13 protein-coding genes and 1 tRNA gene are annotated in these 15,767 nt (G+C 45.3%); 5 read left to right on the top strand and 9 right to left on the bottom strand.

Annotation, left to right across the window (positions count from 1 at the left end; translation table 11 throughout):
* Position 1: 1 nt before the first annotated feature.
* The 7 genes from L1D37_RS21840 to L1D37_RS21810 form a co-directional block, all read right to left on the bottom strand.
* Complete coding sequence (locus tag L1D37_RS21840) at positions 2–2,500, bottom strand: EAL domain-containing protein (RefSeq protein ID WP_239849167.1); 2,499 nt, start codon at positions 2,498–2,500, stop codon at positions 2–4.
* 168 nt (positions 2,501–2,668) lie between these two features.
* Complete coding sequence (gene yigB / locus L1D37_RS21835; RefSeq protein ID WP_239849166.1) at positions 2,669–3,385, bottom strand: 5-amino-6-(5-phospho-D-ribitylamino)uracil phosphatase YigB; 717 nt, start codon at positions 3,383–3,385, stop codon at positions 2,669–2,671.
* 15 nt (positions 3,386–3,400) lie between these two features.
* Entirely contained in the window at positions 3,401–4,333 is a 933-nt protein-coding gene (gene xerC / locus L1D37_RS21830) for a tyrosine recombinase XerC (protein ID WP_048658895.1), read from the bottom strand.
* Positions 4,302–5,000 carry a DUF484 family protein gene (locus L1D37_RS21825; protein ID WP_048658896.1) on the bottom strand — a complete coding sequence of 233 codons (699 nt, stop codon included), beginning with the start codon at positions 4,998–5,000 and terminating at the stop codon, positions 4,302–4,304. Before L1D37_RS21825 ends, xerC begins: the two co-directional genes overlap by 32 nt.
* 45 nt (positions 5,001–5,045) lie before the next feature.
* Positions 5,046–5,876 carry a diaminopimelate epimerase gene (dapF, locus tag L1D37_RS21820; RefSeq protein ID WP_017061013.1) on the bottom strand — a complete coding sequence of 277 codons (831 nt, stop codon included), beginning with the start codon at positions 5,874–5,876 and terminating at the stop codon, positions 5,046–5,048.
* Positions 5,877–5,887: 11 nt separating this feature from the next.
* On the bottom strand, positions 5,888–7,141 hold the full coding sequence (gene lysA / locus L1D37_RS21815; RefSeq protein WP_017633315.1) for a diaminopimelate decarboxylase: 1,254 nt from the start codon (positions 7,139–7,141) through the stop codon (positions 5,888–5,890).
* Positions 7,142–7,182: 41 nt separating this feature from the next.
* The gene (locus tag L1D37_RS21810) at positions 7,183–7,395 is read right to left on the bottom strand and encodes a lipoprotein (RefSeq protein WP_017104751.1); all 213 of its coding nucleotides are present in this window, start codon (positions 7,393–7,395) and stop codon (positions 7,183–7,185) included.
* On the opposite strand from L1D37_RS21810, the gene cyaY reads away from it, so the two are divergent.
* Positions 7,375–7,689 (top strand): iron donor protein CyaY, encoded by a 315-nt coding sequence (gene cyaY / locus L1D37_RS21805; protein WP_017633314.1) that lies wholly within the window; start codon positions 7,375–7,377, stop codon positions 7,687–7,689. The genes L1D37_RS21810 and cyaY overlap by 21 nt on opposite strands.
* A gap of 71 nt (positions 7,690–7,760) precedes the next feature.
* On the opposite strand, the gene L1D37_RS21800 is transcribed toward cyaY, so the two are convergent.
* Positions 7,761–10,289, bottom strand: a complete 2,529-nt coding sequence (locus L1D37_RS21800; protein ID WP_176680602.1) for a class I adenylate cyclase — start codon at positions 10,287–10,289, stop codon at positions 7,761–7,763.
* Between the two features lie 344 nt (positions 10,290–10,633).
* On the opposite strand from L1D37_RS21800, the gene hemC reads away from it, so the two are divergent.
* The 4 genes from hemC to L1D37_RS21780 are packed head-to-tail and all read left to right on the top strand — an operon-like array spanning position 10,634 to position 14,730.
* Complete coding sequence (gene hemC, locus L1D37_RS21795; RefSeq protein ID WP_017633312.1) at positions 10,634–11,572, top strand: hydroxymethylbilane synthase; 939 nt, start codon at positions 10,634–10,636, stop codon at positions 11,570–11,572.
* Positions 11,573–11,574: 2 nt separating this feature from the next.
* The gene (locus L1D37_RS21790) at positions 11,575–12,303 is read left to right on the top strand and encodes a uroporphyrinogen-III synthase (RefSeq protein WP_239849165.1); all 729 of its coding nucleotides are present in this window, start codon (positions 11,575–11,577) and stop codon (positions 12,301–12,303) included.
* Between the two features lie 19 nt (positions 12,304–12,322).
* Positions 12,323–13,549 carry a uroporphyrinogen-III C-methyltransferase gene (locus tag L1D37_RS21785; RefSeq protein ID WP_239849164.1) on the top strand — a complete coding sequence of 409 codons (1,227 nt, stop codon included), beginning with the start codon at positions 12,323–12,325 and terminating at the stop codon, positions 13,547–13,549.
* Positions 13,549–14,730 (top strand): heme biosynthesis HemY N-terminal domain-containing protein, encoded by a 1,182-nt coding sequence (locus L1D37_RS21780; RefSeq protein ID WP_239849163.1) that lies wholly within the window; start codon positions 13,549–13,551, stop codon positions 14,728–14,730. Before L1D37_RS21785 ends, L1D37_RS21780 begins: the two co-directional genes overlap by 1 nt.
* Positions 14,731–15,667: 937 nt before the next feature.
* Here the strand turns inward: L1D37_RS21780 and L1D37_RS21775 are convergent.
* Positions 15,668–15,744: transfer RNA gene (locus L1D37_RS21775), tRNA-Asp, on the bottom strand.
* Positions 15,745–15,767 lie beyond the last annotated feature (23 nt).

Genomic DNA, 15,767 nt, shown 5'->3' with positions numbered 1-15,767 from the left:
ACTAAAACAGTCGCTTAGGCTCACCAAAGTAATAACCTTGTAGATAATCGACACCCATCTGTTCTGCTATCTCACAAACCTGTTGGTTATGGACAAACTCAGCAACCGTTTTGGCGTTGAACACTTGGCACAGGCGAACCAACTGAGAAGCAATGTTTCGTTGCTTTTGGTCTTTGTCGATATTGCGAATCAAACTGCCGTCGAGCTTAATGATCTGAGGCTCTAGCTTAATAATTTCATCAATATTGGAATAGCCAGAGCCGAAGTCATCGACAATGATTCTTGCACCTAACGCGCGGAAGTGATCACACACCTCAATCATACGGCCATAATCTTTAATCTGCTCTGACTCGAGCACCTCAAGACCCAGTCGAGTGGGATCGTTCATCCCACTAATTGCAGTCTCAAGAACCTCGAGCGTTTTGTCGCTCAGTAAATCTTGTGGTGATAGGTTGATAGAGAACGGGCTCTGCTTATCTGCCATGTAACCTATGGTGTTCTTAATCATGTGCCGGCTAAGACGAGTGTAGAGATGCGTGTCGGCAATCATGGGTAGGAACTTACCTGGCGGCACAATCGTCCCGTCAGATTCCATGATTCTGACCAAGCACTCTTGGCCAATCATTTCATGAGTGCCCGATGCCACGATAGGTTGTGAGTAAGTGATGATGTTCTGATCTAAGATCGCGCGGCTTACACAGCTCAACCAACCGAGTTGTTCTTTCCGGTCTTCTTCACTCACCTGAATGTCTTTGGCATTGGTGATGTGGGTGTTATTTCGCACCCCATAGCGTCGAGCTTCAATCGCTTTCAGTAAGATCTCATCACCGCTGTCGGTTAAGAAATCACAGCGACTGGCAAAACCACCGCACAATGAAACCGACAGGTAATCAATATCGGTTAAGCCATACGGCTCAAAGTTAATGTGTTCGATGTCATCCGCAAACTCAACGAAGCGCTCTTTTATCTTAGAGCTATCAACACTTGCGTTAAAGATGATCGCCCACTCACCAACACCAATACTGAACAGCTCTACTTTGACCTTAGACTCTTTAACTACACGAAGCTGTAATCGCTCGATAAAGTGATTAGACAGGTCGAGCAGTAACTGATCTCCCACTTGATAACCATACTTCTCGTTAACCTGATGGAAGTTAGTTAGCTTTAAGGTCAACAGATGCTCACTGAACAGAATCGTATTGAGGCGCTCTTTCAATACGATTCGATTCGGTAGCCCAGTACGGGAGTCAATACGGTAGCTCTCGGTTAAACGGCGAGCTTGTTGATGGAGTTTCTTTTCCATCTGAGTATTCATACTATCGAGATCGGCCACAGCATTTCTTACGAGATTAAGCAGCGGTGATACCGTGGAGTCACATTTAAAGTCTTCACAACGAAATTCATTAATCTCGTCCGATTCTCTCATCGCAATGTAGGTGAGACTGTGATGCAAGATATCTTGGCGATCTTCATTGCGATATAGCTCACCCATGCAGTAAGCACCGCACGTGTTCACAATCCCTTCAAATGGTTTCAGCTCGACCTTACTGTCGATGAACTCAAGGCGAGAGACACAGTTATAAATGATCACAGATTCAGGCTGATGCATGGCAAGCATCTCAGCGCCATGACGCACTTTTTCAGCGGTCAAAGAGGGATGGTTATAGCAAAACTGCGCCTCTTCTCCGACTTGCCAAGGGCTATCAAACTCAATACTGCCGTCATCATTGATACGAAGAGGTGTCGAGATACCCTTCTTTCGACCAAGTTCTCGATACAGCGGGAAGCTCATCAACTGGCTGAAAGGGAGATCTTTGCCATCAGCGAGGTAATGTTTGAACACTTCAATCGCAGGTTTGTCGTTGAGCGCATACAGGCGATTTCCCACCGCATGAGTCACTCGCAGCTTCATCCCAATAGGATTCCACTCAGAGTACGCATCTGACCACACCTTTAACCTCGGGTTAGTCAAAGCCACCGCAACACAAGCATGTTGATAGGTTTGCTCGTTATGCATAACCCAGCGGCCAAACTCGTTCTCATGACACAGTCCACCAGCCACCGGTAACGCGTAAGGTAAGTTTTCGAAGGCGCTATAGATAGGATAATCACGACCTTCGACCTGATCACACAGGCTGATAACGGTTTTAGTATCTTTGGTGAGGCCTAGCTGAGAAGCAAGCGCTTGGCTGTCTTGATTTGGGTTACCTGTAAAAGGCTGAACCGCTGAGGTTAAATGGGTTTCGTTGAACTCACTGATGATTACTAAGGTACAGGCACTCTCAAGGCAGTTATCGCAGATAACATGACGAGCACTCTGACCGATTAACGTCGCACTGTTTAAACGATTAAGGGCAACATTCGCGATTCGACGAGCTATATCAGAGGATTGAGCGGAGAAAATTTGAATAAGGTACTGTTTGCTGTCACACCACTCTCGCAGATCAAATTGAGATTTAAATAACTCCTCAGTATTTGCGAGAAATGTAAATGTTTGCATGCCAACCCTTGTTCAAAATCGAGTGAAGTGAGAACCCGCAACCACGGCTATGACTGAATGAATCGATAAAAAGTAGTCGCCAATTATCCTAGCCTAAACAGGCTTTTATTGGCGACTAATGTAACAATTCACTATCATAAATGCGACACAATAAGCTTACAGTAGCCATTAAATTAGTCGCATAAGATCGCTGAGTTGCTCTATTTCAACATCAGGAAGCACACTCGCCTTCGAAGAGAGGTATAAATTGGAACCAGTGTCATTAAACCAGCATGCTTGGAAGCCGTTTTTCTTGGCTCCGTAGACATCGGTTCTCAGGTGATCACCCACATGAAGAATGTTATTCGCATCAAAACCTAGGTATTGCTGCGCTTTATCAAACATATCTGGGTAAGGTTTGGCTCTGCCATCAGGGCCAGCTTTAAGGATTAATTGGAAGTACTGACCCAAGCCAATTTTATGCGGGTCTACATTGCCATTGGTAATCGCCACCAAAGGAATGCGTTGGCTAAGCTCTGCCATCACTCGATGTGTTTCTTGAGGAACGTCGACTTGATTGCGCAGCCATAAAGCATGTTCGATACCTTCACGAGCTGCCTGTTCAGCTTGCTGCTGTGAATAACCCAACTGCAGTAAACCGACCTTTATCTGGGTTTCACGCCACACGGTGACGTCGTGCTTTAGCATTGGATTATCAGATGCGACCTGCTGCTTAATGCCCTGCCACTCTTCCAGTGATAAAGAGGCCGACACAGGGTGCTTTTGATAAAGCCACTGCGCCATCTCTTTCTCAACCTTCATGATCACAGGCCAGTTGTCGTACAAGGTGTCATCCAAGTCAAAGGTCATGGCTTTGATCGGCTTTAAGCCTCGATAAATTCGCATAGTAAAACCTTTAATCTAATCTTTGTTCTTCTTACGAGCTCTCGGATGAGCCTGATCATAAGCTTGCGCTAAGTGTTGGAAATCCAAGTGGGTATACACTTGCGTGGTCGAGATGTTTTCATGCCCTAATAACTCTTGAACAGCACGAAGATTTTGGCTTGACTCGAGTACATGCGTTGCAAAAGAGTGACGCAGTTTGTGCGGGCTAATATGGCTCGCCACAGCCTGCTTCTTACCCCACTCTTCCATACGCTTTTGCACGCTACGATGAGAGATTCGCGTTCCGAGTTTAGAAACAAACAGTGCAGTTTCGCCCGGCGAAGCCAATTCACCTCGGACCTTGAGCCATTTATCGACCCACTCTTTGGCTAAACCAGAAAACGGCGCCTTGCGTTCTTTGTCGCCCTTACCAATCACTCGGATCTCACCTTGGCGACCCAACACATCTTTAAGGTTGATACCGACCAGTTCCGCCAGTCGTAACCCTGCACCATACATCACCTCCATCATCGCTCGGTCACGAATCGACAGTGGATCGTCCTCATTCACATCAAGCAGTTGACCTACTTCATCGACATCGAGGTTTTTAGGCAAAGGGCGTTGTTTTCGAGGTGCTGAGACCCCTTTCGCAGGGTTAGCGGTCATTTCACCACGCAATACAAGGAAATCAAAGAAGCTGCGCAGTGAAGACAAACGAGTCGCAATACTGCTCGCTTTCATCCCCTCACGCATGCCTTTACTGGCAAGTTGTCTTACCCACGCAGCATCAACCTGGCCCCAGTCCTTTAGTCCAAGAGTGACTAAATGTGCGGCCATGGTTTCAAGTTGTTGTCGGTAATTACGTTGGGTGTGTAGGCTGAGTCCCTTCTCGCTTCTGAGATATTCATAGAAGCGAGAAAGTGGCTTTTGAAGGCTGTTAGGAAGAGGTATTTTGGGCTCTAGGCTCATTATTTATCTGCCAAGGTAAGGTGTCCGCCAAGTGAGCAACAACAAGCGCTAAATGACGTAAAAAGAGCGTATCCATATGAGGTTGGAAATGTCCGCCATCTTCACTAGAGAAAGCGAGCAAACCCAATGGAGACTGCTTAGCAAGTGGAAGTACTACATAAGAGCCTAGCTCTGGAACCTGAAAATCACCAAACAAATCGTGTCTATCGGCTTTTCTCAGGCGTCCTAGATAAGCATCTTTGCCATTAAAATGGTTAAGCGAAAACTTCGAATAACCCTCAGCACTCAGTTGATAAAAGCCCGATTGAGAAAGAATTCGAACATGCGCTTTAAGCCCAAGGTCTAACGCTTTCTGCTCAACGGCTTTAATCACCTGCATGAAGTCGCTGCATTTCAGCACTTGAGCTTGCAGATCCATAAACTCATAAAAGGTTTTATCGTTATTCGCCGCCAGCGACATCAAGCCCGTGATCTCTTCTTCGAGCTCTTCGATTCGATGACGTTGGCGTTTAAGTTGAATCTCAACCAGAGAAACAGCACCCTGCTCAACGTTATTGATAGCAAGGCGATCAACCAAATCTTTTCTATCTTGGAAAAAATCTGGGTTATCACGTAAATATTCCGCGACCACTTCTGCGGTGAGTGCGTCGGCTTCAACGTAAGACAAAACCTATCCTTTATGTTTTATGAATCTATTGGTTATAAATCGTTATTAGCAAGAAAGTTGACCATCAAACACATGCGTTGCAGGGCCGGTCATAAACAGAGGTTTACCCGGTCCTTGCCAGCTAATGTGCAAGTCACCACCTGGTAGACGAACTTTCACATTCTCAGCCAATAAGCCTTGGGTAATACCTACCGCAACCGCGCCACATGCACCGCTGCCACACGCTTGAGTTTCGCCAGCACCACGCTCATAAACACGTAAGCGAACCTCTTCACGGTTAACCACCTGCATAAAGCCAGCATTAACACGCTCAGGGAAACGTTCATGTGATTCAAGAAGCGGGCCTAAGGTATCTACATCCGCTGTGTCAACATCATCAACAACAGTCACCACATGTGGGTTACCCATGCTTACTGCACCACAGAACAAGGTGTGTACATCCGTTCTCAGGATGTAAGTCTTCTCTGGTTGCTTGGCCTTGAATGGAATCTTGCCTGGTTCGAACTCAGGAATACCCATGTTGACTGTGATCAGGTCATTCTCTTCAATCTTAAGAACCATTTTGCCTTTCTTGGTGCTCACGTTGATGCTGTATTTATTCGTTAAGCCTTTCATGCGAACGAATCGTGCAAAACAACGAGCGCCATTGCCACACTGCTCCACTTCACTGCCATCCGCATTGAATATGCGGTAATGGAAATCAGTTTCTGGATCATAGGGAGCCTCAACCACAAGTAGCTGGTCAAAGCCCACACCAGTGTGACGATCCGCCAAACGACGGATCAAATCTGGAGAAAAGAAAATATTTTGAGTAATGCAGTCCACGACCATGAAATCATTGCCCAAACCATGCATTTTAGAAAAGTGGAAGTGCATAACGCTTAAAATTACTCCGGAAGAATGTTTTCAAGTTCCCACAGACTCGTAAGCTCTTCACGCTGACGAACCAAGTGAGTTTTATCGCCATCAACCATCACTTCAGCCGCACGCGAACGAGTGTTGTAGTTAGATGACATCGCGAAGCCATAAGCACCCGCAGAACGAACTGCCAGTAAATCGCCTTCTTCAAGAACAAGGTCACGATCTTTACCTAGGAAGTCACCTGTCTCACAGATAGGGCCAACCAAATCGTAAGTCACCGCTTCACCCTGACGTGGGCTTACTGGAACAATATCTTGCCACGCTTGGTAAAGCGCTGGACGCATTAGGTCATTCATCGCGGCATCGATGATGGCAAAGTTCTTATGCTCAGTTGGCTTCAGGAACTCGACTTTCGTTAATAATACACCAGCGTTAGCAGCAATCGCTCTTCCAGGCTCGAAAATCAGCTCTAGATCAGAATGATTGTCTAGGCGAGCCAATAAGGCTTTCGCATAGTCAGAAGGCTGTGGTGGTAATTCATCACGATAAACCACACCTAAGCCACCACCAACATCAAGATGTTTGATGTTGATACCGTTAGCACGCAGTTGGTCGATAAGAGCAAGCAGACGATCGGTTGCATCAATGAAAGGTTCGATATCCGTTAACTGAGAACCGATGTGGCAATCAATACCGTGGATAGACAAGTTATCAAGTGTTTGTGCAAACGCATAAACAGCTGGAGCACGGTCGAAGGCAATACCAAACTTGTTATCACGCAGACCGGTAGAAATGTAAGGGTGAGTGTTTGCATCAACATCTGGGTTGATACGCAGTGAAATCGGCGCTTTAACACCAAGCTCACCAGCCACTTTATTCAGTCGCTCTAGTTCTGGTTCAGACTCTACGTTGAAACACTTAATGTTCAACTCAAGCGCACGCTTCATTTCAGCGGCTGTTTTGCCGACACCAGAGAACACAACTTTTGCCGGATCGCCACCTGCAGCGACCACGCGCTCTAGCTCACCGCCAGAAACGATGTCAAAGCCTGAGCCCAAACGAGCCAAAGTGTTCAATACGCCAAGGTTCGAGTTAGCTTTAACGGCATAACACACCAAGTGTGGATGCTCACCAACCGATGAATCAAACGCATTCCAGTGGCGTTCTAATGTTGCACGAGAATATACATACAGCGGTGTACCATATTGCTCTGCTAGTTGTGAAAGTGCGACGTCCTCAGCCCAAAGCTGGCCATCTTCCTGATAGTTGAAGTAATCCAAAGTTCTTATCCCTTATAAATAACGATTTCTGCGTGTTTCACTTATTGTGATTGTTCAGTCTGCTGAACTTCATCAGGATCGTATAACGGACCCGTTTGACCACAACCAGAAAGTCCAATAACGGACACCATAAACAGAGCGGTAATTAATTTTTTCATTTTGCATATCGTGATTATTAACTCAATGCCCCCTATAATCGCACCACACTCAGGAAAAGCAATAGGATAGAAAGGATGAACGAGACTGAATTTCATCAGCTGGTCGATATACAGATGCAAAACATCGAAGAAGCTATCGATGAATCAGAGGCAGATATTGATTACGAAGTGACTGGTAACGTGATGACGCTGGAGTTTGAGAACCGCAGCCAAATCATCATTAACCGCCAAGAACCAATGAAAGAAATCTGGTTGGCGTCTAAATCTGGTGGCTTCCACTTTAAATTAATCGACGACAAGTGGACATGTTCTAAGACGGGCATGGAGCTGTTTGAGATGGTGAAAGAAGAATGCGTGAAGCACGCAGGTGAAGAGATCGATTGGGTCTAATCATTTGTAAGCAAAACTAAAAAGGAGTGAATCAATCACTCCTTTTTTAATATCAATCAGTCTTAATAAGACTAGATGTTCACTATCTTTGAACTCCGAGAAGCTAACGTCGCATCGTTACGGTAAGGCACAACGTAAGAGTTGCCCTCTTCTGGATGAACGATCTGGTAGTACTGAGGTAAGTTAAAGTTAATCAACTTAGACGACATCTTCGACTCATCTTTTACTGACGTGTAGAAAGAGTTCACACTCGCGATCATCTCATCTTTTTCGCCGCTGTATTGATGATACACCTCAACCTGATTCGACTCGTCCAATACATAAATATTAAAACCTTTATCGGTATCTTCGAAGAAGAACTGAATTAAGCCCTCACTCGCAAAACCATCCACCACTTCTGGCAATTGATACTCTTGCTCTTTGTCGAGCATCAGTAAAGGCGAACCCTTCAACTTGTTAGTTGAGATACTACGATAGAAGTCGACCGAGTTTTCTAGCATCTGTACCGATACACCGCGGCGCTCGAAGAACAGACCAAACATCTTGTTAGCTAGGCGAATAGCCTTAAAACGACGGCGTTTCTCTGGTTCGATTGGTTTTAATCGTAAATCGATACACTCAGCAAGCAGTTGATACACCATGTTACGCATCACACCACGCAGGTTCTTGCTGTAACAGAACACATCGACTGACTCTGGCGGCAACGCATCTTGGTGCATTTTGCCAAGAACCGTTTTAAGTGCGTCCAGCATTGCGGTATCACCTTGGAAATGAAGCGTACGTACTTCATGCCAAGAGTTACGGTAAACCAGATCGACACTACCGACTAAGCTCTTACCCTCTTCACCAAAGCTGAAGATGTCTGCATTCTTTAGATCTACCTTCAAGGCACGACCGCTTAACTCAGAGGTTGGGTCATTTTCGAAGTTAATGAACATCGCTAGCTGGCTGATCTCACACGGGCTCGCCAGTGCCTGCATACTTGGGCGACGCTTACGTAAAGAGAAGGTATTACGCAGATCGCTCACCATTTGATAGAACTTATCGATATCAATGTGGGCGTCACGAACCACAGAATGCAAACGTGTCGACTCAGTAATCAAACCATTGAAGAATGACCAAGCAACTAGCTTACTCAAGTACTCATGGTGCTCAAGTGAAGGTTGACCAAGAATACGGTGCGCAATCAACGGCTGTTTATACAAGTACCAACCCGCTTTATTGGATTGCCCTTGGCGAACCTCAATAAAGCTCAAGTCTGGTTCATGCAGATCCGGAGAGATTTGCGGATTCAGTAACGTCACCTTACCCGGCAACACCTCAAACGCAGCATAAAGCTTACGTGCCAAGATACTGATATCTTGTGGGCTGATTGCCGAAGTAATGTCGTTACGACGTGCAAATTGAATCAGGTTACGATAGCTCAACATCAAGGCATCAAGTAGCGCATGGTGCACCACTTTCACCTGTTCAACCTTCCAGTTACGGCGGTTATCGAGCTCAGCAATGGTTTCCTGTCCCCAATTCCAAGACTTAGTCATCTCGGTTAGGGCTTCACGACGCCATGCAACAGAACCGATACCGGCTTCACGCGACAACTTCTCGTGAGTCTTGAGGTAGAAACAGCGTCTCACCAAGTCCAAACGAGTATGGTCGTTAATACGCTCTAGGTAGCGAGTTACCTTCTCTAGCATCAGATAGTAGCTATCCATGCCATACAGATCAGGTTCATCCGCAAAGAAGCGGCGCTTGGTATCGATACTCAATAGTTGGGTATTTGGGTATTCCCATGAATAAGCTTCAAGCAAGATCGCCTTTAACACCGATTTATACGGTGAGTCGATACTCTTGTAGAGCTGCCACAGGTTAGAACCGAAGTACTCTTCCGCGGGAATGCGATTCAGCTTGCCGAAGTCGATCCACTGCGAACAATCAAGATAACCATCCTGACATAGGCCTTGAACGTATTGGTCATAACACTCTTCCATTTCTGGCGGGATGATTTGCCACAACAAGCGTTGGCCAGCTAAACGAACGGCTGAACGATAGAACTCATCAAGCAATAACAGGTGCTGTGAAGAGCCACAGTTATCACCAGTCATCTCTTCAGAATGGTTCGAGCGGAAACGCTGTTCATCCATCAAGAAAAAGTTAGCTTCAACACCTAAGGTTTCAGCCCAATCGGTAATCAGCAGGCACTTGTTCGTCAAGCTATCGCGCGCTGGACCATCCATATCAGGAGAAACACATACCCAGATATCCAGATCACTTGAGGTGCTTTGACCAATAGAAGAGGTACTACCCATGGTGTACAGACCAAGGATTGCAGGTTCAGCAGCCTCGGTAAGCTTTCCGCCAAGCGTTAATTCGGTATCAGACACAAATTGCTTTTGGAATTCATTAAGCGTGAAGCTACGAATTCCAAAAGGAACTTGTTGGTCATAGTAACCAGGCATCATTGGATGATTGAAATGAAGGAGTGCGGGGATTAGGTTAAAAACTCGCTGGCCTTGGACATTCATCAACGCCAACGCACGATCAATGCGCTGCTGATTTAGATTGTCTAACCGTTGAATCAAAGTCTGAGTGTAAGCCTGCAAGGTAAGTCCTTGGTTTGAGATTAAATGCACTTCTGTTTAGTTACTGAACGAAAGCAGCAACAAAACGTGATCAATTTAACACTTTTACCCTTATTGGTAAAGTAAAGGAAGCCGTCATACTGGCCAATCCCTTGATGACAGAAAGTTAAACTCACGGCGCCGTAGTGTCCTCTTTATTGACTATTTCTAATAATAGCCCATGTTTCAAATGAGATACTAATCACACTATTTTGGTGAACTCATGAAAATCTCCCAGCTATCAAAGCATGGAATGATCAAACAGTAAGAATTTTCCCCTCACAATGTTAGGATTAGGCTATTACAGAACCTATATCGGAAACACCATGACAAATTCAGCACCAATCCGTATCGCAACCAGAAAAAGCCCTCTTGCCCTTTGGCAGGCATACTTTGTAAGGGATGCACTGCAAGCTGCTCACCCTGGTTTAGAGGTTGAGTTGGTAACTATGGTGACCAAAGGTGACATCATCCTAGATACCCCACTGGCTAAAGTTGGCGGTAAAGGACTGTTCGTTAAAGAACTCGAAGTGGCAATGCTAGAAGGTCGTGCTGACCTTGCAGTTCACTCGATGAAAGATGTACCTGTCGACTTCCCTGAAGGTCTAGGTCTGGTAACGATCTGTGAACGCGAAGATCCTCGTGATGCTTTCGTATCAAACACTTACAACAATATTGATGAGCTCCCACAAGGTGCTGTCGTGGGTACATGCAGCCTACGTCGTCAATGTCAGCTATTGGAATACCGCCCTGATTTAATCATCAAGGAACTGCGTGGCAACGTTGGTACTCGTCTAGGTAAACTCGATGATGGCCAATACGATGCTATCGTCCTAGCGGCAGCTGGCCTTAAGCGCCTAGAACTTGAAGAGCGTATCCGTAGCTTTATCGAACCAGAACAGTCTCTACCAGCTGTAGGTCAAGGTGCTGTGGGCATTGAATGTCGTCTTGATGATGAGCGTCTGATTAAGCTTCTTGAGCCACTAAACCACCAAGACACAGCCGATCGTGTACTTTGCGAACGTGCAATGAACCTAACTCTAGAAGGCGGTTGTCAGGTACCTATCGGTAGCTACTCACTGTTAGATGGCGACAACATCTGGCTACGTGCACTTGTTGGTGAGCCTGACGGTTCTAAGATGGTTCGCGGTGAGATTTCTGGTCCTCGTAAAGATGCTGAAGCACTTGGCGTTACTCTGGCTAATCAACTGCTGGATGACGGGGCGAGAGAAATCTTAACCAAGCTTTACGCAGACCAAGAATAATCATGACAGTGTTGGTAACTCGTCCCGGCTCAGAGGGACAATCGCTTTGCCAACAACTAGCGGATGAAGGGATTCAAGCAATCCATCATCCGCTTATTCGTATAGTTGATAATCCAGGCTCTGCCGATTTAAGCACTCAGCTCAATAACAGCGATATCATTATTGCAGTCAGTCACCATGCTGTGGCCGCGGCTCAAAGCATCCTTTCCAAAACCTCATCTATTTGGCCTACTTCGCCGCTTTATCTTGGCGTTGGTCAAAAAACTGCGCACGTTTTAAGCAAAGTCTGTAAACAAAAAGTAAACTATCCTCAAGTTAGTGATAGTGAACATCTTCTTAAACTTACTGAACTTAATGGTGTCGATAATAAATCCATTTTGATATTACGTGGCAATGGTGGGCGTGAGCTCATTAGAGATTCTTTACTCAATCAAGGTGCACAAGTCTCCTATTGTGAGACCTACCGTAGAGAATATATTCCCATTAACGACCACAATACCTATCAAACATGGATAAACCAAAATACATCAAAAGTTGTCATCACTAGTCAGGAACAATTGGAGTATCTCTGCTCAATAACCCCTGACGAGTATTTGGCTTGGCTTTCAACAAGACAACTATTTGTCCCAAGTCAGCGCATAGCAGAACGAGCACAACAGCTCGGGTTCTCCAATGTGATTAATACTCAAAGTGCTACGAACCAAATATTACTGGCTGCTCTCCGGCCTTAGCTAGAAACAGGAAATAAGCATGACAAGCAAAAAAAATAATGAGCATATTGAACCTGAAAAGAAACAAGATACTCAGCCAGTAGTTGTTGAAAACGAAAAAGCTGAATCTACAGAGACAAAACAGCCTGAACAAAAACTTGATGCCTCTGCATCAAATACCGCTCAAAATGAACAGTCTCAAGCTGAACATAAAGAGCAAATAAAGAAAGCGGAAAAGCAAGGTAAGCGCGGTGTTACACTAGGCGCTATTGCGATCGCTTTTTCTATTATTTTCAGCGGTGGCATTGCCTTTCAAATGCAACAAAAGAGCGCCGATTACTCAGCTCAAATCGCAGCGCTTCAAGCGCAACTACAAAATACCCAATCTGCAGTAAATAAAAACCTACAAACCATCAAGCAAGAGACCATCCAAGAAGCATCACATGCGGTGGAAAAAACTCAGGTTGTTCAATCCCAACAACAGAAAAGCATTCAAAGTCTGCAGTTAGCCGTAGCTGACGTTAAAGGCCGACGCCCGAATGACTGGTTACTTGCCGAAGCCGATTACCTTGTAAAACTTGCTGGCCGTAAACTTTTCCTTGAGCATGATGCTGTTAGTGCAACCAAACTTATGGAAAGCGCCGATCAACGTATCGCAGCACTGAACGACCCAAGCTTGGTGTCTCTACGTCAATCAATGACCAATGACATTACTAAGCTTCGCACTATCCCTCTGATTGACCGCGATGGTTTAGTTCTGCGTATCACAAGCCTTCAGCAACAAGTCGATAACCTTCCTCTAGCTAACGCTATTCTTCCAGAAGCTGCGGTAGTTGAGAAACAAGCAGTATCGCAAGACATCAATGATTGGCAGAACAACTTGATGACGTCGATGAAAGACTTCTCAGAAAACTTCATTACTTTCCGTAGTCGTGATGGTGAGGTTATCCCACTACTATCACCAGAACAGCACTTCTACTTGCGTGAAAATATCAAAGGCAAGCTCGAGACAGCAATTCGCGCGGTCTACAAAGAGCAAGGCGAAGTCTATAGCGCAGCGCTTAAGACAGCTAACGAGTGGTCGAAGTCGTACCTAAACCAAGATAACAACTCAGTAATCGAGTTCGAAAAGGCGATTAAACAGTTAAGTGAGCAAAATATTTCTGTGAAATACCCTGTAAAGCTTGAGTCTCAAAATGAGTTGTCAGATGTCATTCGTGAACGTCTACGCCGTGAGGTAACGGTAATGACCTCGGAGGAGAAATAATGATTCGTTTGATTTTTCTTTTCCTTGTACTCGGTGCGGGTCTGTTTGTCGGTACTCAGTTCTCGGGTCAACAAGGTTATGTACTGATCTCAATTGCCAATAAGACGATTGAGATGAGTGTGACAACAATGGCTATCTTTGTGATTGCCCTCTTGGCGGTACTATTTGGCTTAGAGTACCTATTTAAAAAGCTTATTTACGCGAGCTCAACAACTTGGAACTGGTTCAGCGTTCGTAAACTAAAACGCTCTCGTCGTTATACTAATGAAGGCATCATCAAGCTTCTTGAGGGTGATTGGAAAGGCGCAGAGAAGAAAGTAACTCGCTGGGCGAATCACCACGACATGCCTCTGCTTTGTTACTTAGTGGCGTCACAAGCGGCACATGAGCAAGGTAATACTGCTGAGCGCGATAAGTACATTGAGCTTGCTAGCCAGCAAGACGACTCTCTATTGGCTGTTGAACTAACCAAGGCTAAGCAACAAATCAGCGAATCAAACTACGAAGCCGCTTTCGATACGCTTTCAAACCTAAAAGGGTCACACCCTAACAACACTGCGGTGCTTGGATTGCTAAAAGCGACCTACATGCAGCTTAAGTTATGGCAGCCATTGTTGGAACTAACGCCAAAACTCGCTAAGAACAAGCTTCTAACGGCAGATGAGCAGCGTGAACTAGAACAGAAAGCACAATGTGGTTTGCTTCACGACGTCGCACAGCAACAAGGCAGCGAAGGTTTAATCAGTCACTGGAATAAGCTTCCAAGAAAACAGAAGCAAAGTTCACACCTTGTATCGTGCTTTGTGAAGCAGTTGATCGCACGTAAAGCTGATTCAGAAGCCTTCACAGTGATTAAAGAGAACATTGCGAAGAATGGTTCAAACGAACTCTACATGTTGCTCCCTGAACTTAATCTAGCCGATCACCACCCTGTGGTTGTTATGCTAGAGCGCGCAATCAGTAAAGATAACAACAATGCAGAAGCACACAGTGCATTGGCTCAGTTCTACCTAAGAGAGCAAAAATGGGCAGAAGCGCAAAGCCACTTCGAAAAAGCACTAGCACTTCGCTCTAATGTTTCAGATTACGGATACCTATCTGATGCACTAGAAAAGCAAAACCTAACTAAAGCAGCTCACGAGGTATCTCGTAAAGCACTCGCTCTAGTTCAGCCAGCTTAAGCAAATACACTTAACATGAAGCCGATGCCAAGCATCGGCTTTTTTGTGTCTGTTATTTACCACAAGATAGCGTCCAATAATCCAACCTTCCGCCAGCTACAGTTTAAGCTTAAATATCCCACTAAATTCCAACAGCCTCTAGACACTAAACTGAGGCACGAATCCAATCATTTAAGCAGCTTTAAGTGCGAGTTTCGAGTCAGAAGGCTTTAGCTCGAACTCTAACGAGAGTGTTTAAATAGACAACAAACTCTTTAGAAACGATTAGAGCTAACAAATATTCGCAATGTGGACATCTAGCCTGGCTACGACTATAGCGAAGAAAGATCAAATACCTCAGAAGGTTTTAGATTAGGTGTGAACTCAGAATTCAACGACCAATTTCCAACTATAGATCCAGTAATCCGAGTAACTCTTTCTTTGTGCTAGGGAGTGTAGACAGCTCAACCGCTGTGCTCACCATACAACTATTATCAACTAGGCTTTATCCGCAATTCGCCCTCTAAATTATCGGAACCTACAGGCATAAATATCACAATTGAGAGCAGAGCTTTCTTACCCCGATAGGTTCAGGGAGAATAGAAGTTAAACAACCTCATGCAAGTTAGTACTAGGCTTTCTGATAACTGGCAAACATCGAGGCCGTGAACTAAGGACAAGCCACGAGTGGGACGCTTTCGACCTAGGAATTAAACAGCAAGACTTCTTAGTAAATGCTGTTGTAGCAGCACGAAGCGAGCTGAGCTTGATCGAAAACCAGACTGCCTATAGCCAGAAACGACGAAAGCCTAGTCGTAAGACTAGGCTTTCTGAATAATTGACTGGGCTGGCATTCCATCGAGATCGCGCACGAGTAGAACTATTTCGACCGAAGGAAATATACAATGACTCAAATGTAAAAAAGCCCTGCTATTTCTAGCAGGGCTTTTCTAATAAGTGGCGGAGTGGACGGGACTCGAACCCGCGACCCCCGGCGTGACAGGCCGGTATTCTAACCAACTGAACTACCACTCCGCAGTGGACTACTTGTCGTCGCT

This window comes from Vibrio sp. Isolate33 (genome assembly GCF_022397895.1).
Taxonomy (GTDB): Bacteria; Pseudomonadota; Gammaproteobacteria; order Enterobacterales; family Vibrionaceae; genus Vibrio; species Vibrio pomeroyi.
The sequence above is the reverse complement of the archived record's forward strand: the minus strand, read 5'-3'. Positions and strand labels throughout refer to the sequence as shown.

What these genes read in the sequence shown, in the direction of transcription:
- L1D37_RS21840 (WP_239849167.1), bottom strand. Translation starts at nt 2,500, where the DNA reads ATGCAAACATTTACATTTCTCGCAAATACTGAGGAGTTATTTAAATCT.
- yigB (WP_239849166.1), bottom strand. Translation starts at nt 3,385, where the DNA reads ATGCGAATTTATCGAGGCTTAAAGCCGATCAAAGCCATGACCTTTGAC.
- xerC (WP_048658895.1), bottom strand. Translation starts at nt 4,333, where the DNA reads ATGAGCCTAGAGCCCAAAATACCTCTTCCTAACAGCCTTCAAAAGCCA.
- dapF (WP_017061013.1), bottom strand. Translation starts at nt 5,876, where the DNA reads ATGCACTTCCACTTTTCTAAAATGCATGGTTTGGGCAATGATTTCATG.
- cyaY (WP_017633314.1), top strand. Translation starts at nt 7,375, where the DNA reads ATGAACGAGACTGAATTTCATCAGCTGGTCGATATACAGATGCAAAAC.
- L1D37_RS21810 (WP_017104751.1), bottom strand. Translation starts at nt 7,395, where the DNA reads ATGAAATTCAGTCTCGTTCATCCTTTCTATCCTATTGCTTTTCCTGAG.
- hemC (WP_017633312.1), top strand. Translation starts at nt 10,634, where the DNA reads ATGACAAATTCAGCACCAATCCGTATCGCAACCAGAAAAAGCCCTCTT.
- L1D37_RS21790 (WP_239849165.1), top strand. Translation starts at nt 11,575, where the DNA reads ATGACAGTGTTGGTAACTCGTCCCGGCTCAGAGGGACAATCGCTTTGC.
- L1D37_RS21785 (WP_239849164.1), top strand. Translation starts at nt 12,323, where the DNA reads ATGACAAGCAAAAAAAATAATGAGCATATTGAACCTGAAAAGAAACAA.
- L1D37_RS21780 (WP_239849163.1), top strand. Translation starts at nt 13,549, where the DNA reads ATGATTCGTTTGATTTTTCTTTTCCTTGTACTCGGTGCGGGTCTGTTT.